Raw genomic sequence first — 19864 nt, forward strand, 5'->3', positions numbered from 1 at the left:
ACACGGGAACGAAGTGACCCGGAGAACGCCATGGCCCGCGAGCGGTCGGTTTTCATCTGCGATGCCGTGCGAACCCCCATCGGCCGCTATGGCGGCGCGCTCGCCCGGGTGCGGGCCGACGATCTCGCGGCGCTCCCCTTGCGCACCCTTCTGGAGCGCCACCCGGCGCTCCGCGACCATGTCGACGAGGTGGTGCTGGGCTGCGCCAACCAGGCGGGCGAGGACAACCGCAACGTCGCCCGCATGGCGGTGCTGCTCGCGGGCCTGCCCGAGACCGTGCCGGCCGCCACCGTGAACCGCCTGTGCGCGTCGGGGCTCGACGCGGTGGGCATCGCGGCGCGCGCCATCAAGGCCGGCGAGATCGACCTCGCGCTCGCCGGCGGCGTCGAGTCCATGACCCGGGCCCCCTTCGTGACGGGCAAGGCCGAAGCCGCCTTCCAGCGCACCGTCGAGACCCATGACACCACCATCGGCTGGCGCTTCATCAATCCCCTGATCAAGGCGCAGTACGGCGTCGATTCCATGCCGGAGACGGCGGAGAACGTGGCGCAGGAGTACCAGGTCTCCCGCGAGGACCAGGACGCCTTCGCCCAGCGCAGCCAGAGTCGCGCGGCCCGCGCCCAGGCCGAGGGCGTGTTCGAGGCGCAGATCGTGCCCGTGGAGACGCCGGGCGGCAAGGCGGGCCCCGTGGTCGTGTCCCGCGACGAGCATCCGCGCGAGACGAGCCTCGAGCAGCTCGCGAAGCTGAAGCCCATCGTGCGCTCCGGCGGCTCGGTGACGGCGGGCAACGCGTCGGGCGTCAACGACGGCGCGGCGGCGATGATCCTCGCGAGCGAGGCGGCCGTGGAGCGTCACGGCCTGACGCCGCGCGCCCGCGTGCTCGGCATGGCTTCGGCGGGGGTGCCGCCGCGGATCATGGGGATCGGCCCCATCCCCGCCACCACGCGCCTCCTGGAGCGCCTGTCGCTGAAGGTCGCCGAGATGGATGTGGTCGAGCTCAACGAGGCCTTCGCCGCGCAGGTGCTCGCCTGCCTGCGGGGGTTGGGCCTCCCCGACGACGCCGAGCACGTGAACCCCAACGGCGGCGGCATCGCGCTGGGCCATCCGCTGGGCATGTCGGGCGCCCGGATCGCGGCGGATGTGGTGCAGACGCTCGGCCGCACAGGCGGGCGCTACGGCCTCGCCACCATGTGCGTGGGCGTGGGCCAGGGCGTCGCGATGGTGGTGGAGCGGGTCTGAGCCGGGCCCGTCACCCGCCGAAGCGCTGCATCTCGCCCCGGCACACGGCCCACCACAGGTTCGCCGCGTCGCGCTCGCGCGATTGCGGGCGTTGCCGGCAATCGACGATGGCGGTGGCCTCCTCCAGGGAGTCGGGGCGTCCCTCGCGGCGCACGATGTGGCGGGTCTCGGCGCGGAAGCGGCCGGCCCCGATCTGCGTGGCCGACACCAGGAACGAGCGCTGACGCCCGCCCGGCTCCGCCGTCGGCCCGGCGCTGTAGAGCGGCGCGGCCTTCGCCTCCTTGCCCGCCTCCTCCGTCGCCGCCTCGCTCTCCGGCGCGAGGAAGCGGGCATTGGCCCAGCCCTCCTGATCCCCGAGGCTCACCCGGCACCAGCGCGAGGCGCCCGGCGCCTCGTCGGCGGGCACGATCCGTCCGCGCATGACGCTCACGCAGCGCGTGGCCTCGATCCCAGCGGCGTCGCGGGGCAGCTCGCCCACCTTGGGCGCCTCGGCGCGAGGCTCCGCCCGGAGGTTGAGGACGTCGCCCTCCCCCACCCCGATCACCGTGACGCGGCCCGGCGCAGGGGCCGCGGCGGCCGGGACCACGGTCAGCCCCACGAAAGCGACGGCGGACAGGATGGCGGGGAGCATGTGGCACGGCTCGCTAGGCTTGAGAATCGGCTCTGATCTGCACCCCCATTCGATGTCGAGAAACTTTAACGCTTCGTTAACCATAGGCACCGAACGATAGGGATCGCACCAGTGGGGGACGGCTCATGCGCAAGAGACTCGGACGAGCGCTTCGCGAGCACCAGGACGAGCCGGGGGCGATCACGGGCTACCTCGTGATCACCTTCCGGGATGGCCGCGCCTACATGACCGGCGAAGCGAGCGACGCCGACGAGGTCGCCCGCACGATGATCGACGGCGTGATGGAGGCCATCGAGGCCCCCGCCATGGCCGGCGACGACGATGGCGACCCCATCGGCCCTTGCATGGGACACGCGTGATGCCGACCCGTAACCCCGATCTGTTCTTCAGCGCGCTTCTGGCCGGCTTCGGCCTGTGGTTCGCCCTGCGCAACCGTCTTCAGGAGCAGGCCGTGATGGCCCGGCTCATGGCCGAGGCGGCGCACGCCACCAAGCATTAGAGCCGGCCGCGCCCTCAGAGTCTGGCCCAAAAGTAAGTCCGACTCTCCAACCTCGTCCTGAGGTGTGAGCGGAGCGAGCCTCGAAGGGCGTTCCAGCGGTCTCCGGAGAGCTGTGGCGGACGTGGTGCGTGCTTCGAGGCTCGCCTACGGCTCGCACCTCAGCATGAGGGGGACAGGAGCAAGCACTTTCGGGTCAGACTCTCAGGGCGCCCCGGACGTCAGGCCCAGCGCGGCGAGCCGCGCCTCCAGCTCCGCAGCCGTGCCCCAGGGCAGGATCGGGGCGAGCGCCCGCTCGTCCGGCGGGTTGGCGAAAAGCCCGTCCGACCAGCCGCCGCAGCCGGTGAGCGGCAGGAGCGGGCGGCGGTGCAGCCAGGCGAGGCACACCTCCGAGATGGTGCCGGCGCGCCCGCCGATGACGAGGCAGGCGTCGCCCGACAGCGCCATGATGAGGTTGCGCGCGTCCCCCATCCCGCAGGGGATGAGCACGGTGCAGGGCCAGTCGGCCGTCCCGATCTCGTCGGAGGGGATCACCGACACCACCCGGCCGCCGGCCGCGAGCGCGCGTTCCGCCGCCACCCGCGTCGCCGGGCTGCCGCAGCCGCTCACCACCGTGATCCCGAGCCGCGCCAGGGTTTCCCCGGCCTCGCCCGCGCGCTCGAAGGCGGGGCTGCCGGGATCGGCGCTGCCGAGCACGCTCACCTGGAAACCGTGACGGCGGGGGGCGGCGCGGGCCGCTTCATCGAGCTTGACCATGGAACGACAGGTAGCGCCGACGGGCGGCGCGCGCAACCGCATCCCGGACCGCCGGGCGCCTCGCCCCTTGCCCCGCGCCATGCGCCATCCCTATCCTGCCCGAAAGCGGCGCCGGGAGAGCGCCGCCTTCGGAGGGACGCACATGATGGGCCTCATGCAGGACTGGCCCCTGCTCATCCACCGCATCATCGACCATGCCGCGATCCAGCACGGGGGCCGCCCCGTGATCTCGCGCTCGGTCGAGGGGCCGATGCATCGCACCACCTATGCCGAGGTCCGCGCCCGGGCCCTGCGCCTCGCCAAGCGCCTGGCCCGCGAGGGCATCCGCCCGGGCGACAGGATCGCGACGCTCGCCTGGAACACGTGGCGCCACCTGGAGGCCTGGTACGGCATCACGGGGGTGGGCGCCGTCTACCACACGGTGAACCCGCGGCTCTTCGACGACCAGATCGTCTACATCGTCAACCACGCCGAGGACCGGGTCCTGTTCCTCGACCTCACCTTCGTGCCCCTCGCCGAGCGGCTCGCGCCCCGGCTCACCTCGATCGAGCGCTACGTGGTGCTCACCGACGCGGCCCACATGCCCGAGACCTCCCTGCGCGGCGCGGTGGCCTACGAGGACTGGCTCGCCGAGGCCGACGGGGACTTCGCCTGGACGACCGTCGAGGAGAACGCGGCCGCCGGCATGTGCTACACGTCGGGCACCACGGGGATGCCCAAGGGCGTGGTCTATTCCCACCGCTCCAACGTGCTCCATTCCATGGCGGCGCTCGCCCCCGACATGCTCGGCCTGTCCTCACGGGACGTCGCCATGCCGGTGGTGCCGCTCTTCCACGCGAACGGCTGGTCCTTCGCCTTCTCGGCCCCCATGGCCGGCGCCACCCTCGTCCTGCCCGGCCCGAAGCTCGACGGTCCCTCGGCCTACGAGATGCTCGACGCCAACCAGGTGACGATCACGGCGGCCGTGCCCACCGTCTGGCTCGGCCTGCTGCAGCACCTGGAGGCCACGGGAGCGACGCTGCCGCACCTGAGGCGCGTGGTGATCGGCGGATCGGCTTGCCCGCGGGCGATGACGGAGAAGTTCCGCGACCGCTACGACGTCGAGGTGATGCATGCCTGGGGCATGACCGAGATGTCGCCGCTCGGCTCCGTCTGCTCCCTCAAGCCCGAGCACATGGGCGTCGACGCCGAGGGCTGGCTCGACGTCAAGGCCCGCGCGGGCCACGCGCCCTTCACGGTCGAGATGCGCATCACCGACGACGAGGGCCGCGACCTCCCCTGGGACGGCACGAGCTTCGGGCGCCTCAAGGTGCGCGGGCCCGCGGTGGCGGCCGCCTACTTCAAGGGCGAAGGCGGCGAGATCCTGGACGAGACCGGCTTCTTCGACACCGGCGACGTCGCCACGATCGATTCGACCGGCAACATGCAGGTGATCGACCGCTCCAAGGACGTGATCAAGTCCGGCGGCGAGTGGATCTCCTCCATCGAGCTGGAGAACCTTGCGGTGGGTCACCCGGACGTGGCGGAGGCCGCGGTGATCGGCGTCGCGCATCCCAAATGGGACGAGCGGCCCCTTCTCGTCGTGGTTCCGAAGGCCGGCCGCAGCCCGAGCCGCGAGGGCGTGCTCGCCCATCTGGAGGGCCGCATCGCCAAGTGGTGGATGCCAGACGACGTGGTGGTGGTGGAGGAGATTCCCCACACCGCCACCGGCAAGATCCAGAAGACGGCGCTGCGCGACCGCTTCCGTGACTACCGCCTCCCGGGAACTTAGGAGCCGCCGCCTCCCGCGCCGGAGATGAGGCGCACCACTGTCATCCCCGGCCGGAACTCGCGCAGCGAGTGGAGGGGAAGGGGATCCAGCGCAAGCGATGCCGCCGCGAAGCGGCTCTTTGTGGCCCGCCAAGGGCCCTGGACGGGCAGCAGGCGTCGCTTCGCGACAAGAGCTATGCTGGATCCCCTTCCCCTCCACCGACCTGCGGTCGGCTCCGGCCGGGGATGACAGGGCGAGGCTCGACCGGCGCCGGCCTCAGCAGGCGGTCGAGTCGAGGTCGGGCCAGTCGGGTTTGGGCCCTCGATCAGGCATGGTTTTCAGGCCCGGTTTCAGCCGCTTCGCCCGCCAGTCCGCAGCCTTCACCTCTCCCCGCACGTCGGCTGAGGCGAAGGCTCGTGACGGGGCGCGTGCGAACTGTTAAGCGCGGCGGGCGTTCGTCACCCGGTGCCGCCGCGGTGCCCGCCCGCCAGGAGCCCTCCCCTTCATGCGACGCCTGATCATCGAGGAACCCGTGTCCCGCGCGGCCCTGTGGGCGCCTCGGATGGGCTGGTTCGCGGTCGCGGTGACGGTGATCGCCGTGGTGCTGCTGCGCTCCGAGCGGGTCGAGCTGCTGCCGGGCGTCGTCACCCTGCTCCTGGGCTTCGGCTTCGCGGCGCTCGCGGGGCTTCTCGCCCTCGCGGGCTTCGTGCGGATCTGGATCGAGGGGCGCCGGGGCCTGGGGAGCGCCTTGTTCGGGCTCCTCCTCGCGGTGGCGGTGCTGGCCTGGCCCGCGGTCCTCGCCGCGCGTGCCGTGCTCCTGCCGGCGATCATCGACGTGACCACGGACGTGGTCGACCCGCCCGCCTTCTCCCGCTCGCAGGCCGCCATGCGGGCGCGCGACGGCACGGTGCCGCCGGAGCCCCCCGCCGAGACCCGCACCCGCCAACGCCTCGCCTATCCCCGCATCGCCTCGCTGACCCTCGACCGCCCCGTGGACGAGACCTTCGACCTCGCCCTCAAGGCCGCCGAGCGCCGGCGCTTGCGCATCATCGAGCGGACCCGGCCGGGCGGCCGCACGGGCGCGGGCCGCATCGAGGCCGTCGACCGCACCACGGTCCTGCGCCTGCCGGAGGACGTGACCATCCGGGTGCGCCCGCTGGCCGAGGGCACGCGCCTCGACGTGCGCTCCGCCTCCCGCATCGGCCCGCACGACGTCGGCAGCAACGCGGCCCGGATCCGCACCTTCCTCGACACGGTGTCCGAGCTCGCCCTGGCCGAGAAATAGGCGCTGGCGTTTCTCGAAAAAAATTCGCGTCCGGCTGCATCCGTCCGCGAAACCGCCGTGTACCCGCTTCGACGGCTGACGTTACGTCACGCCGCGTCGAACGGGAGAGAACCAATGATCAAGTCTCGCGGCATCCTCGGCCTGGCCCTGACGGCCGGCCTGTCCATCGCCGGCCTCGGCGCCGTCCATGCGCAAGGCGTAAAGACCGTCGGCGGCGCCCCGATGTACCCCTCGAAGACCATCGTCGAGAACGCGGTGAACTCGAAGGACCACACGACCCTGGTCACCGCCGTGAAGGCCGCGGGCCTCGTCGACACCCTCTCCGGCGCCGGCCCCTTCACGGTGTTCGCCCCCACAAACCGCGCCTTCGGCAAGCTCCCGAAGGGCACCGTCGAGGGCCTCGTGCAGCCCCAGGCCAAGGCGCAGCTCACCCAGGTCCTGACCTACCACGTGGTGCCCGGCCGCTACACCGCCGCCGACCTCATGGAGCAGCTCAAGGCGAATGGCGGGCGGCTCGAGCTCACCACGGTCGAGGGCGACAACCTCCTCGTGCGCCGCACGAAGGGCGGCCTGCGCCTCACCGACACCAAGGGCCGCACCTCCAACATCACCATCCCCGACGTGATGCAGTCGAACGGCGTCATCCACGTGATCGACACGGTGCTGATGCCGAGCTGACCGTCCCCGGTATTCCGGGCGGGGCGGCCGTGACGCCCGCCTTGCCTGGATCGGCGGCTCCCTCCCCCGCCGCGCGCTTCCGGTTCCCCCGGATCGGAAGCGCGACAATTCCGCCTCCCCTGCATCCGTGAAGGTTAACAAGGGTTAATCCCGCGGCCGGCATCCTGCCAGGCTCTGGGCATCCCCCAAATTCACCAAAGAACCCCGAGGACCACACCATGAAGCTTCGTATCGCAACGCTTGCCGCCGCCATCGCTCTCGCCGGCGTCGCCGCTCCCGCCATCGTCTCCGCGCAGGAGAAGACCGTCACCGTCGGCGGCGCCCCGATGTACCCCTCGAAGACCATCGTCGAGAACGCGGTCAACTCGAAGGACCACACCACGCTGGTCGCGGCCGTGAAGGCGGCCGGCCTCGTCGACACCCTGTCGGGCAAGGGCCCGTTCACGGTGTTCGCCCCCACCAACGCGGCCTTCGCCAAGCTCCCGGCGGGCACCGTCGACACCCTCGTGAAGCCCGAGAACAAGAAGACCCTCACGGGGATCCTCACCTACCACGTGGTGGCGGGCAAGCTGAACGCCTCGGACATCGCGGCGCAGATCAAGGCGGGCGGCGGCAAGGCCACCCTCAAGACCGTCGCGGGCGGCTCCCTCACGGCCATGATGGAGGGCGACAAGCTCGTTCTCACGGACGCCAAGGGCGGCAAGTCCACGGTGACGATCGGCGACGTGAACCAGTCCAATGGCGTCATCCACGTGGTCGACACGGTCCTCATGCCGAGCTGATCCGGATCCCACCCCTCCCCTGCCGTTCCGCGTCGGGGGAGGTGCCGGACCAGAGGGGCCGCGTCATCCCCGGATGCGCGGCCCTTTCGGCGTTCGGGGAGCCGGTTTCTAGCGCGCGGCGCCGTAGGCTTCGACGAGGTCCGCCATCGCCGGCTCCTCGGAGCGGATGCCCTCCGCCACGCCGACCCGGTCGGCGACGGGCCTGTTCTGGCTCACCTTCCACTTGCCCTCGATCCGCCGGATCGGGATCTCGACGCCCACGATCCCGCGGATCTGCGCGGCGACGAAGGGCGCGGGCGCGTCCGAGACCGCCCAGGGCTCCGGCCGGGGCGCCTCGTGGGCCGCGGTCAGCGCGGCGATCTGCTCGGCGAGCCAAGCCTCGTCCTCGATCACGCGGGCGGCACCCCAGGCGTGGACGACCGCGTAGTTCCAGGTCGGCACGACCTTGTGGGTCTCGCGCTTCGTCTCGTACCAGGAGGGCGTCACGTAGGCCTGCGGGCCCTGGAAGATCACGAGCGCCTCGGCGCCTGCCGCGAGATCGCGCCATTGCGGGTTGGCGCGGGCCAAGTGGCAGCGCAGCGTGCCGAGCTCCGAGGCGCCCGGATCGAGGATCATCGGCACGTGATTGGCCACGAGCCCGCCCTCGCCGGCGCTCACCAGGGCGCCCAGGGAATGGGTCCGGATCAGCGCGTGCTGAACCTCGAGGCGGTCCTCGCGGAAATGCGGCGGCTGGTACATGGATCAGGCGCCCTTGCGCGCGATGCCGAGCCGCCGGAGCACCGCCTCGGGGCTCACATAGGCCTCCTGGCGCTCGACGCTCCAATATTTGAGCTGATCGAGCGGGATCGTCTCGCCCGTCACGGCGCAACGGACATAGGCGCCGGGCTTCACGACGCGGATGTTGGAATCGAGATATTCCACCACCGCCTCGCCGCTGCCGCCGCGCTCGTACCGGTTCATCATATCGGCCCCAATGCTCCCCGCGGCCGTCGACCGCAGCCCGGTTCGGGTTAGGATCCAGTCCATAGACCAGGACGGCCCCACCGTCCATTTGACGGATCGTCCACATGCCCAAGGCCCCTCCCGCAGCCCTTGTCGCCATCGGCCTCCTCGGCGCCCTCGCGGCCGGGGGTGCGCGGGCGTCGGGCGGCGAGGCCGTCACGTTCCCGGGCGGGGGAATGACGCTGCGGGGCGTCCTCTTCCGGCCGCAGGGCCCCGGGCCCCATCCCGGGGTGGTGGCGCTGCACGGCTGCGGCGGGCTCGCCGACAGCCGGGGCCGGCTCCAGGCGCGCCACGCGGACTGGGGGGAGCGCCTTGCCGCCGCGGGCTTCCTCGTCCTGTTTCCCGACAGCTTCGGCTCGCGCGGGCTCGGCGAGCAGTGCCGGACGCGGGACCGGGCCGTGCGGCCCTCCATCGAGCGGGTGGCGGACGCGGGCGCGGCGCGGGCTTTCCTGCAGGCGAGACCCGACGTGAAGCCCGGGGCGGTGTCGCTGCTCGGCTGGTCGAACGGGGGCAGCACCGTGCTCCAGGCCGTCCGTCCCTCGAAGGCCGCGGGGCGGCCCGATTTCGCCCGTGCGGTCGCGTTCTATCCAGGCTGCCGGGTGATGCAGGAGGGCGGAGGCTGGCGCACGCGCCTTCCCCTTCTCGTCCTCATGGGGGAGGCCGACGACTGGACTCCGGCTCCGCCCTGCCGGGCGCTCGTCGCGGCGGCCCGGGCGCGGGGTGAGTCCGCCGAGATCGTGCTCTATCCCGGCGCGGTGCACGGGTTCGATGCGCCCGCGTCTCCCGTGCGGACCCGCCGGGGCCTCGCCTTCACGGGCGACGGCTCGGGGCAGGCCCAGGTCGGCACCGATCCGGCCGCCCGCGCCGATGCGCTCGTGCGGGTGCCGGCCTTCCTGGCGCGCTAGGACTCAGGTGTCGCGGGTGCAGCGCACATAGGCCTGGCTGCCGCGCTGGCTCGCCCAGACCAGACGGTCCCCGGTCACGGTGAGCTTCACGTCGGCGCGCCACTTGCGGCGGGCGTTCGAGCACACGGCCGAGAAGCGCCAGGTGCTGCCCGCCTTCTGGCCCGACTCGAACACGCAGGAGGTCTCGCCCGCCCAGGCGCCGTCGGGATTGATCACGGCCGGCAGGAGGCCTTTGCGGTTCTGGCGCGGCGAGCACGACGCGGCGTCGGGCGCCCACACGCCCGCATACGCGGCCGGCGTCACCACGGCGCGGCGGGGCGGCAGGGGAATGCCCTCGACGATCTCGCCGACGCGGCTCTCGTTGTAGGCGGGCTCGGCCTCGGCGACGGCGGGCATCTCCTCGGCGGGGCCGGCCTGCGGCTCGGCCGCGGCTTGCGCCTCGGGCACCGCCGCGTCCGCGAGGGGCTCGCCGGCAAGCAGGGGATCGGACAGGGGCGGCACGGGCGCCGGCGCCTCGCTCCAGGCACGAGGCGGCACCTGGAGCGCCGCCGCGAGCTGGGGGCCCGCCCCGACCCGCTCGGTGGTGCGCCCGTCGCCGGCCAGCAGGATCAGGCCGCCGAGCGCGATGCCGCAGGCCATGACGGCGAGAAGGAGCAGCCCGAGCGCCATGGCGACGGGCGACGAGAATCGGCTCGCGCGGAGGATGAACGGGTTGCTCGCGATCCGCGTCGCTTCCGCCTCGGACCGCTCGGACGGTTCGCCTGAGAAGGGAGCTCGCACGGAGCTTTGCTGATCCATGGCACCTTGGCCTTTCGCTCAACGGATCCTGTGAAAATCCTTGGACGCGCAACAACTCTCACATCGACTGCGAAATGGTTAACAAAGCGTTAAGTGCCGCTGCGGGAACCAGCCCGGCACGGCCAAGTCCCTCGTCTTCAAGCGCTCTCGGCGGCTGCGTCGCGGCACCCTCAGCGTCCGCCCCGCTTGCCCTTGCGTCTGCCGCGATGGCAAGGCCGGCAGCATTCGCCAGATGTTTCATGTATTTTCGGCCAAATCCGGGTTCCATGCTCCAGATCGACCGTGGCGCTCATCCGGCTGTGCCGGAGGCCGCGACCCCGCTGATCTCGCGCTGCGGCAGGCTGTCGCAGCGTGACCCGGAGGGCGCGGATCACAGGATCCTGGTCCGGCCGCAGGAGCCGACGACTCAGATACCGTGCCGCCCGGGAACCCTCCGCCGCCCCTGAGCGTTAGGATGCGCCGGGCAACCGGGACCGTATTGTCTTGCGGCTCCAGGCGCGTCCGCCCATAGTCGGGCCCAAGGCCGTTCGATCCGCGAGCGCTCCGCCGGGCACGCGGCCGGATCCTCCCCGCGAGCCATGCCCATGACCGTTCCGGAGCCGGCGCCGCGATGCACCGGACGGCGCGACCATCCTGAAGGGAGACCTCTTTTGTCCACCGACTCACAGAACACCCGCGATCGCGCGGAGGCCCGCTTCGACCGGCTCCAGCGGCAGAAGCGGGAGGGCGAGGCGGCCGCGAAGGAATATGAGGCCAACGCCAAGTCCGTCGACGCGAAGACCGCCCGGCTGAAGGCCATGCGCCTCGCCAAGGAAGCGGCCGACGCGGAGGCTGCGGCCGCCGCTCCCCCGAAGCCCGCCAAGACCACGAAGAAGCGGGCTACCCCCGCGGCGGGCTAGGCTCGCCGCACGCAACGCCAAAGGTGCCGCCTCCCGGCAGGCCGTCCTCGGGCCGGGGGCCGTCGCGCGGCCGGTGCTCTCGCGGTGGGGCGGGTCAGAGCCCCCGCAGGATCCACCCGCCCATGAGGCCGAACGCCACGAAGGCGCCGCCCATGAACCAGAGGGCGGCGACCAACCCGCGGCCGGGCTCGTCCGGATAGAGGCTGCACGACGCCGGATCGGCGGGATCGTAGTGGACCGTCACCGGTCGCCCCGCCTCGAAGAGCGTGAGATCCCATGTCTCGCCCGCGCGCCGGCGGCGTCGCCCCTTGCGGGCCGGCGGGACGCCGATGCGGGTCCCGCGCCACGTCCGCCCCTCGACCTCGAACGCATAGGTCACGCGCGGGCCGTCGCCGAAGGTGAGGCCCGTGGTGCGCAAGGTCTTGCGGCCGAGCAGCGGCACCTTGACGTCGCGCACCCTCACCGACGACGTCTCGATGATTCCCGGTGCGGAGGCCCACACCGCGCGCGCCCTCGCCCGCCGCCGGGCCCGCTCGGCGAGGCCGATGAGGACGATGCCGAACAGGACCGGCAGCACCGCGAACAGAAATCCCGACATGTCCACCCGACCGCAAGCCGACCGTCGCCCCTCATCGGCGGGAACGCCCGCCCGCGCAAGAGCCGGGACCTCGGGGCAGGCCTGGCGCTGCAGGGTTAGGAGAATGTAAACGCGACGGCGGCAATGTGAGGGATGTCGCGTTCCATTGCCCCGTTGCGTTCCATGTCAGCCGCCATCTCGGATCTGTCGAGTCTCGCCGCGCTGGCGTGGGATCCCTCCCTCGACGTGCGCCCGGCGCTCCTGCGGGTGCAGGCCGACCTCTTCGCCAACGCCCCCGCGCGCGACGCGCAGACGGTCGCGGATTTCGAGACGCTGGCGCTCGGCCTCCTGCCGGGCGTCGACGACGCGGCGGCGCTCGCGGTGGCGCGCATCCTCGCGCCCGTCGAGGACACGCCGGCGAGCGTGATCCGCTTCCTCGTGGCGCGAGGCGGCGATGTGGCCCGGGTCATGATCGGCGCCGCGCCGAAGCTCCCGGCGGGCTTCCATCCCGTCGCGCTGGCGCGCAATCCGGACTGGGCCGGCACCGTGGCGCGGCGCGCCGACCTCACGGGAGCGGATGTCGAGGAGCTGGCGCGCCTGCGCGACGCGACGGCGGACCTCGCGCTCGCCGAGAATCCCGCGGCGCCGCTCGGCGGGCGGGCCCTGGCGCAGCTCGTGGACCGGGCCCGCGATCGCGCCGATCTCGCCGAAGCGTTGCTGCGGCGCGCCGACCTGCCGGCCACCGACCGCGCCGCCCTCTACCTGTCGGCCTCCACGGCCGAACGCGACGCGATCCGCGGGGGTATCGAGGCCTCGCCCTCCGCCCTGCGGGCCGTCCCCCTCCCCCGCGCGAGCCGCGAGGCGGGAGAGGCGCTGGTCGCCTTCGCCATGGCGCGCGACGTCGCGGGCTTCGAGGCGCGCCTCGCCGGCCTGCTGGGGCTCCAGCGACGCCTCGATCCCACGGGGCCGGGGCGGGACGATCTCCTGGCGCTCGCCCTCGTGGCGGCAGGCATCGGCGAGGAGGAGTGCGTGCGCATCTTCCTCACCCTCGACGACCGCATCGCCCGATCGGTCGCCATCGTGTTCCGTCTCGCCGAGATCGTGCGCAGCACCCCGCGCTCCTCCGCCATCCGGCTCCTGGAGGCGATTCTCGACGCGCCCTTGGAGTTGCGGCGCGACGCCCGCCATCAGCCCGGCCACGGCCCGTCGGCCCGCACGCGCCCCGGCCTGCCCGGCCTCGCGCGCGAGCGGACGGACGCGGCACTCCCGCGGGTCGCGTCAGGCGAAGGCGCCTGACGCCTCCGGAGCTTCGAGGGGGAACGTCATCGTGAAGCGCGTGCCCATACCGCGCTCGAACCGGTGGACCGCCCCGAGCTGCACCGAGAGGCTGCCGATGAGCTTCAGGCCGAAGCCGCCCCTGGCGTCGATCTCCGGGTTGAAGCCCTGCCCCCTGTCGTGGACGCACAGCTCCACCTCGCCCCGCCTGGCGCGCAGGGCCACCTCGATCCGCCCCTCCCCCGCCGGATAGGCGTGCCTGAAGGCGTTCGTCGCGGCCTCGCTGAGGATGAGGGCGAAGGGCATGGCCCGCTCGAGGTCGATGTGGATCGGCTCGAGGGAGAGCGCGAAGCGCACGCCCCCGCCGCCGCCAGCCTCCAGCGTCCGGCACAGGCGCTCGGCATAGGCGCCGAGGTCGATCTTGGTCACCGGTCCCGTGGCGGCGTAGACGAGCTCGTGCACCATCGCCATCGCCTGGATGCGCCGCACGGTCTCGGTGGGCTGCGTGGCGACACGGTCCTGCAGGCGGATCATGCTGGAGATGATCTGCATGTTGTTCTTGACCCGGTGATGCACCTCCCGCAGCAGCGACTCGCGCTCCGTGATGGCCGCCGAGAGCGCGCGGGTGCGCAGGGCCACGGCCTCCTCCAGCCGCACATGGCTGCGCCAGGCGAAATAGGCCAAAGCGGCAAGGAGCCCGGCGGCGGGGGCGAAGTAGAGCGCGGTGCGCGCGACCCGGGCGCGCCAGGCCGCCTGCAGCTCCTCCTCCGCCACCGCGTAGAAGGCATAGACCGGCAGCGGCCCGACCTGCGCGTAGCCGAGCTCGATCGCCCGTCCCGTCACGGCGGTGCTCACGCGGGTCACGCCCCGGCTGCCGGAGGCGACGAGGTCGAAGAAGGGCGAGTGCGGCAGCATCGTGCGGGCATCGCCCGGGGCCTCGGGCTCGCGCACCAGGATCGCGCCGTCGCGATGGATGAGGCCGACCGAGCCCTGGGTCGGGCAGTTCTCGCGGTAGAAGCGGCGGAACCCCTCGGGCGAGACAGCGAGCACCACGGCGCCGGCGAACCTGCCCTGCCCGTCGCGACGGGGGAACGCCACCATGAAATGCTCGCTCGACGGCTCGCCCTCGCGCCCGCCCACCGCCATGGCGGCCCCGCCTGCGAGCGCCCGGAAATAGGCGCGCCCCGCCAGGGCGCCCGGTCCGCGGGGGAAGGGCCCCTCGCCCGTGCGCACCGTGCCGGTGTCGTCGACGAGGGCGATGGCGTTCACCTCGGGGAACGCGGCCGCGATCTCGCGCAGGGCGCCCTCATCCGTCCCGGCCTCGCCGGTCGTCCCGCGCAGGCGGTCCTCGACCCGCGCGGCGACGAGCTCGTGCGTCTTGAAGACCCGCAGCGCATGCTCCGCGATCACGTCTCGCGAGGAGGCGATGCGGGCCCGGGTCTCGTCCCCGAGCCCCTGCCAGTCCTGGAGGGCCGCGAACGCGAAGAGCGCCAGGGGCAGGAGGGCCGCGGCGAGCAGGAAGTAGGAGAAAGGGGAGGTCGCGAGGCGCACGCGCCCGGCCCGGTCGACGGGTGCCGGCGGCGAGACGACGGGCGCGGCGCGGCGCTCAAGCATGGTTCGAGACACTCCGGCGGCCGATCCGCGCCGGCCGTCGGGGGCGGCGTGCGGTCGATCGTACATCGTCCGCCGGGTGAACGCTCAAGCTTACGAGCGGGTTCCACGGAGCGTCGGGATCCCGACGGTGCGTCGGGTCAAGCGGCGTCGGGAGCGAGATCGAGGAAGGAGCGTCCCGCGCGGTCCTCGATCTCGACGAACCAGAGGTCGAAATCGAAGCGTGCCTCTCGCCGCATCCGCTCCTCGACGTCGGCTGGGGGCGCGCCCGTCAGGACGGGGGTGAACAGGCGGTCCCCCCTGCCCTCCTCCACCAGCGCCTGGGGCGCCGGGCCGTAGAGGTCGGCCGAGCCGTCGAGCCGGTCGACCTTCACGAAGATCGCGCCGGCTTCCGCGGCCCCGCGGCGGCGCAGCACGGCGACGACGCCCTCCACGGCGCAGCGGCGCAGGAGGGCGGCGACGAAGAACTCGGAGACGAGCCGCGCCACGGGCTCTATTCGAGCGGCTGGCCGAAGGCGGCGGTGAGCTCGCGGACGGTCCGCGGGTTGAGGTCGCCCGTGGGGCTCAGGCGCCGGTCGCGCTCGAAGCGCTCGATGGCGCCGCGGGTGGCGGGCCCCATCACGCCGTCGGTGCCGAGCGGGCCGTAGCCGAGACGCACGAGGGCACGCTGGGCGCCCGCCACGAGGCGCTGCGGATCGGCGCTCCCGGCGGCCGCGGCGTTGCGCGGGACGGCTCCCGTCGCGTCGCCGCCGCGCAGCAGGTCGCCGATGGCGTCGCCCTTGCCGGCGGTTCTCGACGGCGGCACGGGGGCGGCCACCGGGACCGGCGCCGCGCTGTAGGCGGTGGCGGGCCGGGCAGGCGGCAGAGGGGCTGGCGCCGGCGCCTCGGCCCGCGGCTGCGCCTCGGGGCGCTGGGCGACCTCGACGCGCCGGGCGGGCGCCGGCGCATGGGCCTGGCCCCGCTCCGAGAAGAGCGGCGCCGGGTGGCGCGCCGTCTGGAGCACCAGGGCGTTGAGGCCGATCGCGAGGCCCGCCCCCGCCACGAGGAGCGTGCCCACGACGGAGGCCGGGTTCGCGGCGAGCGCCGAGGCGATGCGGACGCTCAGGGATGGGGCCGCGCGGCCTCGCCCCCGGTGCGGCGGGCTCGCCACGATGCCGTCGCGGCCGGAGCGGGCGGCGAGAAGCTCACGCAATTTTCTTCACTCCCTTGTCCCGTGCCTGGAGCACGTGGAGGCGCGCGCTGGTCTGGACCGGGATCGCCGCGCCGCGCGGCACGCCCGCGCGGCAATCGAGGGGCAGGCTCACGGTGACGCGGGTGCCCTCGCCCATCTGGCTTTCGATCGTCATGGTGCCCTGGTGCAGGCCGACGAGGCCCCGGACCACGGACAGGCCGAGCCCCGTGCCCTCATGGGCGCGACTATAGCTCGAGTTCGCCTGGAAGAACGGGTTCCCGAGCTTCGGCAGGTCGGTTTCCGGCACGCCCACGCCCGTGTCCGTCACGGCGATGACGAGCTGGTCGCGCTCGCGGCGCAGGGTGGCGGTCACGCAGCCGCCCGACGGCGTGAACTTCACGGCGTTGGACAGGAGGTTGATGAGGATCTGCTTGCAGGCGCGGCGGTCGGCGACGATCTCGGGGATCTCGGCCGCGATCTCGCGGGCGATGGTCACGCCGCCCTGCTCGGCCTTGAGGCGCATGAGATCGCAGCAGCCGCCCACGAGGGCCGCCATGTCGAAGGGCTCGGGCACCACGTCGAAATTGCCGGTCTCGATCTTCGACATGTCGAGGAGCGTGTTGACGACCGCGAGCAGGTGATGCCCCGATTCGTGGATGATGCGGGCGTAGTCGCGCCGGCGCGCCTCGTCCACGGTGCCGGTCTCGGTGGCGAGGATCTCCGAGAACCCGATGATGGCGTTGAGCGGGGTGCGCAGCTCGTGGCTCACGGTGGCGAGGAAGCTCGCCTTGAGCTCGTCGGCCCGCTCGGCGCGGGCGCGGGCGAGGTCGAGGTCCTCCTCGCGGCTCTTGCGCTCGCAGATGTCGCGGGTGACGGCGACGACTGCAGGCGCGTCCGCGTCGGCCGCGTCGACCACGCGGTGGGCCCGCATCTCGACCCACACCACGCGGGACTCGTCGCCGACGCCTGCGTGGAGGCGGAACTGCGCCGCCACCGCCCGGTCGCCGCTCGCCGCGTCGCTGATCGCCTTGAGATAGGCCGGGCGGTCCGACACGTGGACGCGGGCGAACAGGCCGCGCCCCTGGAGGCTGCCGGGCCCGACGCCGAGGAGCTTCTGCGAGGCCGGGCTCGCCTTGACGACGGCGCCCGTGCGGTCGTGCCAGGTGATGAGATCGTCGATGGCCTGAAGGAGCGAGCGGTCCTGGGCGTCGCGCGCCCGGATCCGCAGCCGCTGCTCGTCCTCGCCGCGGGTGCGCACGAGGGCGACGGCCGCGGCATGCGCGATGGCCGCGATGGCGAAGACGGGGGTCGCGATCGCCGCGGGCCAGGCCTGCCGGAGCGGGAAGACGCCGGTGAGCTCGAGCGCAACGAGGGCGAGGGCCGCCGCGACCGCGACGATCGTCGCGGCAAGCGCCGCCCGGCGCGAGCCGCTCAGCGCCGCCTCCAGGGGAATGGCCAGAAGCCAGATCGAGGCGGGCGACGTGAGCCCGCCCGAGGAGCCCGCGATGCAGACCACGAGCACGGCAAGCGACGCCGACGAGATGGCGTGGGCGATGTCGAGCCGGCCCGAGCGCGAGAGGATGGCGGCGCCGAAGAGCGGCGCCGCGAGGCACAGGATGACCAGGCATTCCACCGGCGAGGGCACGCCGCGCAGCACGAGATAGAGCGGCAGCAGGCCGAGCGCGATGAGCCCCGTGCCCATGCGCGAGGCGATGAACCGCTCGTGCCGCGTGCGCTCTACGGCATCGTCCTGGACGGACTCGTGGACGAGCCCGGCCAGACGTCCCTCGAACACAGATACCCAGTTTCCGCTTTGCAACGTTTGATCGCAACGGCTGCGCCGTGCGCCTCTCATCGACTGACCGGAACCGTGACAGATGCGACTTAAATGAACGCTAAGCCGAAAGGGCACCCTGCGGCTCCGGCGACGCCTCCACCGTTGTATTCAGGTAGCCGTCCGAGTCGGCGGGGTGCCGGTGAGTCGTCCACAGCTTTTCCCAAGCTGAAAACCGGCCTTCATGCTTAATGAAGCGTAACCATCGCCAGCAAGTTTTCGTTCAATATGAAAGCCGATTCTTCCCATCGGAAAGTATTTCGCTCACCGGAGCAAGCTATCGCCAGAGCTCAACGCCGCACGACTTGTGTGGTCACCTTGGAGATTCGAATGCTGACGATTGTGCGATGCGCGGTCGTGATCGGCGTGATCTATGCGCTCTCGCCCGTGCGCGACGCCGCGCCCGGGGCGCCCCCGGCGGCGAAGACATCGCTCCAGCCGGGCGACGCCGCGCGGCTGTGGGAGGCCGTGCCCGAGAACGCGCGCCGCGCCCTCCTCGACACCCTCGCCCGGGAGGCCCTCGACCGCGCGGCGGGCGCCGAGCGTACGGCGCGCTGAGCCGCAGGGCCCGCGGCCGCCTGCAACCCGGGCCGGATGCGGCCGTTGATCGTCTCTTCAGACCGGACCGCACCGCCTATAGGTCTGCCCCGACGCGAACGGAACCCGCCATGCTGCCCGCCATCGACGAGATCGTTTCGAACTTCGAGTTCCTCGACGATTGGGAGGAGCGCTACCGCTACCTCATCGAGCTCGGGCGCATGATGCCGCCCCTGCCCGAGGAGGCCCATTCGGACGCCAACAAGGTGCAGGGCTGCGCGAGCCAGGTCTGGCTCGACACGCGGATCGAGGCCGGGTCCGGCGCGCCCGTCCTCTCGCTCCAGGGCGACAGCGACGCTCATATCGTGCGGGGCCTCGTGGCGCTGATGATCGCGCTCTATTCGGGAAAGCGCGCCGACGAGATCCTGGAGACGGACGCGCTCGCGCTGTTCGCGCGTTTGGGCCTGTCCGAGCATCTGACCCCGCAGCGCTCCAACGGCGTGCGCTCCATGGTGGAGCGGATCCGGGCCGACGCCCGCCGGGCGCTCGCCACCGCGTGACCGGCCAAGAAATCTGCGCCGGGCCCGCACGCCTTCATTGAGAATTCATCCGGCCTGCGTTAAGGATGCGCCGACGGACGGTGATCGCACGAGGCGAGCGCCGCCACCTCGCACCTTGGTCATCATCGTTGAGGAGACGCCCATGATCTTGTGGGCTGCCCTTGTGACTCTTGCCGCGTCGCTGACCGGCCTCCTGGCTCTCGGCCCCGTCCAGGTCCTGGGACAGAGCGGGGTGCTCGAACTCGTGATCGCGATGTCCCTGTTCACGGTGATCTGCGCCGCCGAGGCTCGCGGCTAGGCCCGTCCGCGACGCCACCCGGCTCAGCCCCAGTCGCGGTTCGGCCAATCGACGATCTGGTCCACCAGGTCGGCGAGGGCGAACTCCGTCTCCGATCCTGCCACCCGGTCGCGCACCGAGATGCCGGCCGTATGGACCGTGCCGGGGTCGCCCGAGACCAGGGGGTGCCACCAGGCGAGCTCGCGCCCCTCGGCGACGAGGCGGTAGGCGCAGGTCCGTGGCAGCCACGGCAAGGCCCGCACGCTCTCGGGCGTGAGGCGGACGCAATCGGCGATCTTCTCCTGGCGCCGCTCGTAGTCGCGGCAGCTGCAAGCCGTGCAATCGAGGAGCTCGCAGGCGACGTCCGTGTACAGGAACTCGCCCGAATCCTCGTCCTCCAGCTTCACGAGGCAGCAGCGCCCGCATCCGTCGCACAGGGCCTCCCATTCGGCCGGGCTCATTTCCTCGAGCGTCTTGGCGCGCCAATAGGGAACGGGATCATGGGCCGGGGCGGTCAAGGGCGGGTCTCCTGGGGCGGCGGACGCTTGGCGGGCGAGCGCGGCGATCGATCGACGAAACCGAGTCGAAATCAAGGGATTTCATGGGACGGGCTCCGGGGCCTGCTGGCGGGGACGGCCCGGAACGACCATCTCTCGCTCGGCACAGCCCTCACCTCCCTGGGTGGACGTCCCGTTCACCATGGGCGAGGTTTCCCGTGCGGGACGGCTCCGGCATGGACCCCAATCGGGGGTTCCGGCGTTGAGCCTGGCCGGACGACGGGAGCGGCGGGTCCGATCGCGG

At 72.4% G+C, this 19864-nt stretch carries 24 protein-coding genes; 13 read left to right on the top strand and 11 right to left on the bottom strand.

Annotated elements, in window-relative coordinates; translation table 11 throughout:
• Positions 1 to 30 precede the first annotated feature (30 nt).
• Positions 31 to 1239, top strand: a complete 1209-nt coding sequence (gene pcaF / locus F0L46_RS16180; protein WP_149819380.1) for a 3-oxoadipyl-CoA thiolase — start codon at positions 31 to 33, stop codon at positions 1237 to 1239.
• 10 nt (positions 1240 to 1249) lie between these two features.
• On the opposite strand, the gene F0L46_RS16185 is transcribed toward pcaF, so the two are convergent.
• The gene (locus tag F0L46_RS16185; RefSeq protein ID WP_149819382.1) at positions 1250 to 1870 is read right to left on the bottom strand and encodes an SH3 domain-containing protein; all 621 of its coding nucleotides are present in this window, start codon (positions 1868 to 1870) and stop codon (positions 1250 to 1252) included.
• Between the two features lie 125 nt (positions 1871 to 1995).
• Here F0L46_RS16185 and F0L46_RS16190 point away from each other — a divergent pair, with 125 nt between their 5' ends.
• Both F0L46_RS16190 and F0L46_RS26225 read left to right on the top strand, forming a co-directional pair.
• Positions 1996 to 2229, top strand: a complete 234-nt coding sequence (locus tag F0L46_RS16190; RefSeq protein ID WP_149819383.1) for a hypothetical protein — start codon at positions 1996 to 1998, stop codon at positions 2227 to 2229.
• Positions 2229 to 2369: a hypothetical protein gene (locus F0L46_RS26225; RefSeq protein WP_188311998.1), complete on the top strand. Its 141-nt coding sequence runs from the start codon at positions 2229 to 2231 to the stop codon at positions 2367 to 2369. The genes F0L46_RS16190 and F0L46_RS26225 overlap by 1 nt, the downstream gene beginning before the upstream one ends.
• A 201-nt stretch (positions 2370 to 2570) precedes the next feature.
• On the opposite strand, the gene F0L46_RS16195 is transcribed toward F0L46_RS26225, so the two are convergent.
• Complete coding sequence (locus F0L46_RS16195; protein WP_149819385.1) at positions 2571 to 3122, bottom strand: SLOG cluster 4 domain-containing protein; 552 nt, start codon at positions 3120 to 3122, stop codon at positions 2571 to 2573.
• A gap of 142 nt (positions 3123 to 3264) precedes the next feature.
• Here F0L46_RS16195 and F0L46_RS16200 point away from each other — a divergent pair, with 142 nt between their 5' ends.
• The 4 genes from F0L46_RS16200 to F0L46_RS16215 all read left to right on the top strand — a co-directional run bounded on the left by F0L46_RS16200 (position 3265) and on the right by F0L46_RS16215 (position 7617).
• The gene (locus tag F0L46_RS16200) at positions 3265 to 4893 is read left to right on the top strand and encodes a long-chain-fatty-acid--CoA ligase (RefSeq protein WP_149819558.1); all 1629 of its coding nucleotides are present in this window, start codon (positions 3265 to 3267) and stop codon (positions 4891 to 4893) included.
• Between the two features lie 484 nt (positions 4894 to 5377).
• Positions 5378 to 6157: a DUF1499 domain-containing protein gene (locus F0L46_RS16205; RefSeq protein WP_149819387.1), complete on the top strand. Its 780-nt coding sequence runs from the start codon at positions 5378 to 5380 to the stop codon at positions 6155 to 6157.
• A 114-nt stretch (positions 6158 to 6271) separates the two neighbouring features.
• The gene (locus F0L46_RS16210; RefSeq protein WP_149819389.1) at positions 6272 to 6835 is read left to right on the top strand and encodes a fasciclin domain-containing protein; all 564 of its coding nucleotides are present in this window, start codon (positions 6272 to 6274) and stop codon (positions 6833 to 6835) included.
• A 218-nt stretch (positions 6836 to 7053) separates the two neighbouring features.
• Positions 7054 to 7617 carry a fasciclin domain-containing protein gene (locus F0L46_RS16215; RefSeq protein ID WP_149819391.1) on the top strand — a complete coding sequence of 188 codons (564 nt, stop codon included), beginning with the start codon at positions 7054 to 7056 and terminating at the stop codon, positions 7615 to 7617.
• A 108-nt stretch (positions 7618 to 7725) separates the two neighbouring features.
• Here the strand turns inward: F0L46_RS16215 and F0L46_RS16220 are convergent, their stop codons facing one another.
• Positions 7726 to 8355, bottom strand: a complete 630-nt coding sequence (locus tag F0L46_RS16220; protein WP_149819393.1) for an FMN-binding negative transcriptional regulator — start codon at positions 8353 to 8355, stop codon at positions 7726 to 7728.
• Between the two features lie 3 nt (positions 8356 to 8358).
• Entirely contained in the window at positions 8359 to 8580 is a 222-nt protein-coding gene (locus tag F0L46_RS16225; protein ID WP_149819395.1) for a DUF2093 domain-containing protein, read from the bottom strand.
• 104 nt (positions 8581 to 8684) lie between these two features.
• On the opposite strand from F0L46_RS16225, the gene F0L46_RS16230 reads away from it, so the two are divergent.
• Positions 8685 to 9524, top strand: a complete 840-nt coding sequence (locus tag F0L46_RS16230; RefSeq protein ID WP_149819397.1) for a dienelactone hydrolase family protein — start codon at positions 8685 to 8687, stop codon at positions 9522 to 9524.
• A gap of 3 nt (positions 9525 to 9527) precedes the next feature.
• Here F0L46_RS16230 and F0L46_RS16235 read toward each other — a convergent pair whose 3' ends face one another.
• Entirely contained in the window at positions 9528 to 10322 is a 795-nt protein-coding gene (locus F0L46_RS16235) for a hypothetical protein (protein WP_149819399.1), read from the bottom strand.
• Between the two features lie 650 nt (positions 10323 to 10972).
• Between F0L46_RS16235 and F0L46_RS16240 the strand changes: the two genes are divergently transcribed.
• Complete coding sequence (locus F0L46_RS16240) at positions 10973 to 11221, top strand: hypothetical protein (protein WP_149819401.1); 249 nt, start codon at positions 10973 to 10975, stop codon at positions 11219 to 11221.
• Positions 11222 to 11315: 94 nt separating this feature from the next.
• On the opposite strand, the gene F0L46_RS16245 is transcribed toward F0L46_RS16240, so the two are convergent.
• A complete protein-coding gene (locus F0L46_RS16245; RefSeq protein ID WP_149819403.1) occupies positions 11316 to 11819 on the bottom strand; it encodes a DUF3592 domain-containing protein in 504 nt (167 codons plus the stop codon).
• Positions 11820 to 11981: 162 nt separating this feature from the next.
• Between F0L46_RS16245 and F0L46_RS16250 the strand changes: the two genes are divergently transcribed.
• Positions 11982 to 13094, top strand: a complete 1113-nt coding sequence (locus tag F0L46_RS16250) for a DUF2336 domain-containing protein (protein WP_188311999.1) — start codon at positions 11982 to 11984, stop codon at positions 13092 to 13094.
• Here the strand turns inward: F0L46_RS16250 and F0L46_RS16255 are convergent.
• The 4 genes from F0L46_RS16255 to F0L46_RS16270 all read right to left on the bottom strand — a co-directional run bounded on the left by F0L46_RS16255 (position 13077) and on the right by F0L46_RS16270 (position 17650).
• Positions 13077 to 14687 (bottom strand): sensor histidine kinase, encoded by a 1611-nt coding sequence (locus F0L46_RS16255; RefSeq protein WP_149819407.1) that lies wholly within the window; start codon positions 14685 to 14687, stop codon positions 13077 to 13079. The genes F0L46_RS16250 and F0L46_RS16255 overlap by 18 nt on opposite strands.
• A gap of 137 nt (positions 14688 to 14824) precedes the next feature.
• Positions 14825 to 15172, bottom strand: coding sequence for a DUF1491 family protein (locus F0L46_RS16260; protein ID WP_149819409.1), 348 nt, complete (start codon positions 15170 to 15172; stop codon positions 14825 to 14827).
• Positions 15173 to 15177: 5 nt separating this feature from the next.
• Positions 15178 to 15876, bottom strand: a complete 699-nt coding sequence (locus tag F0L46_RS16265; protein ID WP_149819411.1) for a peptidoglycan-binding domain-containing protein — start codon at positions 15874 to 15876, stop codon at positions 15178 to 15180.
• The gene (locus tag F0L46_RS16270; RefSeq protein ID WP_240540025.1) at positions 15869 to 17650 is read right to left on the bottom strand and encodes a sensor histidine kinase; all 1782 of its coding nucleotides are present in this window, start codon (positions 17648 to 17650) and stop codon (positions 15869 to 15871) included. The genes F0L46_RS16265 and F0L46_RS16270 overlap by 8 nt, the downstream gene beginning before the upstream one ends.
• A 369-nt stretch (positions 17651 to 18019) precedes the next feature.
• On the opposite strand from F0L46_RS16270, the gene F0L46_RS16275 reads away from it, so the two are divergent.
• The 3 genes from F0L46_RS16275 to F0L46_RS26230 all read left to right on the top strand — a co-directional run bounded on the left by F0L46_RS16275 (position 18020) and on the right by F0L46_RS26230 (position 19084).
• Positions 18020 to 18247 (top strand): hypothetical protein, encoded by a 228-nt coding sequence (locus F0L46_RS16275; RefSeq protein WP_149819414.1) that lies wholly within the window; start codon positions 18020 to 18022, stop codon positions 18245 to 18247.
• 110 nt (positions 18248 to 18357) lie between these two features.
• Positions 18358 to 18786: a SufE family protein gene (locus F0L46_RS16280; RefSeq protein ID WP_149819416.1), complete on the top strand. Its 429-nt coding sequence runs from the start codon at positions 18358 to 18360 to the stop codon at positions 18784 to 18786.
• A gap of 142 nt (positions 18787 to 18928) precedes the next feature.
• Positions 18929 to 19084, top strand: a complete 156-nt coding sequence (locus tag F0L46_RS26230; RefSeq protein ID WP_188312000.1) for a hypothetical protein — start codon at positions 18929 to 18931, stop codon at positions 19082 to 19084.
• Between the two features lie 23 nt (positions 19085 to 19107).
• On the opposite strand, the gene F0L46_RS16285 is transcribed toward F0L46_RS26230, so the two are convergent.
• Positions 19108 to 19581, bottom strand: coding sequence for a YcgN family cysteine cluster protein (locus F0L46_RS16285; RefSeq protein WP_276315582.1), 474 nt, complete (start codon positions 19579 to 19581; stop codon positions 19108 to 19110).
• Positions 19582 to 19864: the final 283 nt, after the last annotated feature.

The sequence above is a fragment of the Salinarimonas soli genome, assembly GCF_008386575.1.
Classification (GTDB): domain Bacteria; phylum Pseudomonadota; class Alphaproteobacteria; order Rhizobiales; family Beijerinckiaceae; genus Salinarimonas_A; species Salinarimonas_A soli.

Excerpts from the sequence above, each read along its gene's own strand:
- pcaF (WP_149819380.1), top strand. The coding sequence starts at position 31 with ATGGCCCGCGAGCGGTCGGTTTTCATCTGCGATGCCGTGCGAACCCCC.
- F0L46_RS16185 (WP_149819382.1), bottom strand. The coding sequence starts at position 1,870 with ATGCTCCCCGCCATCCTGTCCGCCGTCGCTTTCGTGGGGCTGACCGTG.
- F0L46_RS16190 (WP_149819383.1), top strand. The coding sequence starts at position 1,996 with ATGCGCAAGAGACTCGGACGAGCGCTTCGCGAGCACCAGGACGAGCCG.
- F0L46_RS26225 (WP_188311998.1), top strand. The coding sequence starts at position 2,229 with ATGCCGACCCGTAACCCCGATCTGTTCTTCAGCGCGCTTCTGGCCGGC.
- F0L46_RS16195 (WP_149819385.1), bottom strand. The coding sequence starts at position 3,122 with ATGGTCAAGCTCGATGAAGCGGCCCGCGCCGCCCCCCGCCGTCACGGT.
- F0L46_RS16200 (WP_149819558.1), top strand. The coding sequence starts at position 3,265 with ATGATGGGCCTCATGCAGGACTGGCCCCTGCTCATCCACCGCATCATC.
- F0L46_RS16205 (WP_149819387.1), top strand. The coding sequence starts at position 5,378 with ATGCGACGCCTGATCATCGAGGAACCCGTGTCCCGCGCGGCCCTGTGG.
- F0L46_RS16210 (WP_149819389.1), top strand. The coding sequence starts at position 6,272 with ATGATCAAGTCTCGCGGCATCCTCGGCCTGGCCCTGACGGCCGGCCTG.
- F0L46_RS16215 (WP_149819391.1), top strand. The coding sequence starts at position 7,054 with ATGAAGCTTCGTATCGCAACGCTTGCCGCCGCCATCGCTCTCGCCGGC.
- F0L46_RS16220 (WP_149819393.1), bottom strand. The coding sequence starts at position 8,355 with ATGTACCAGCCGCCGCATTTCCGCGAGGACCGCCTCGAGGTTCAGCAC.
- F0L46_RS16225 (WP_149819395.1), bottom strand. The coding sequence starts at position 8,580 with ATGATGAACCGGTACGAGCGCGGCGGCAGCGGCGAGGCGGTGGTGGAA.
- F0L46_RS16230 (WP_149819397.1), top strand. The coding sequence starts at position 8,685 with ATGCCCAAGGCCCCTCCCGCAGCCCTTGTCGCCATCGGCCTCCTCGGC.
- F0L46_RS16235 (WP_149819399.1), bottom strand. The coding sequence starts at position 10,322 with ATGGATCAGCAAAGCTCCGTGCGAGCTCCCTTCTCAGGCGAACCGTCC.
- F0L46_RS16245 (WP_149819403.1), bottom strand. The coding sequence starts at position 11,819 with ATGTCGGGATTTCTGTTCGCGGTGCTGCCGGTCCTGTTCGGCATCGTC.
- F0L46_RS16250 (WP_188311999.1), top strand. The coding sequence starts at position 11,982 with ATGTCAGCCGCCATCTCGGATCTGTCGAGTCTCGCCGCGCTGGCGTGG.
- F0L46_RS16255 (WP_149819407.1), bottom strand. The coding sequence starts at position 14,687 with ATGCTTGAGCGCCGCGCCGCGCCCGTCGTCTCGCCGCCGGCACCCGTC.
- F0L46_RS16275 (WP_149819414.1), top strand. The coding sequence starts at position 18,020 with ATGCTGACGATTGTGCGATGCGCGGTCGTGATCGGCGTGATCTATGCG.
- F0L46_RS16280 (WP_149819416.1), top strand. The coding sequence starts at position 18,358 with ATGCTGCCCGCCATCGACGAGATCGTTTCGAACTTCGAGTTCCTCGAC.
- F0L46_RS26230 (WP_188312000.1), top strand. The coding sequence starts at position 18,929 with ATGATCTTGTGGGCTGCCCTTGTGACTCTTGCCGCGTCGCTGACCGGC.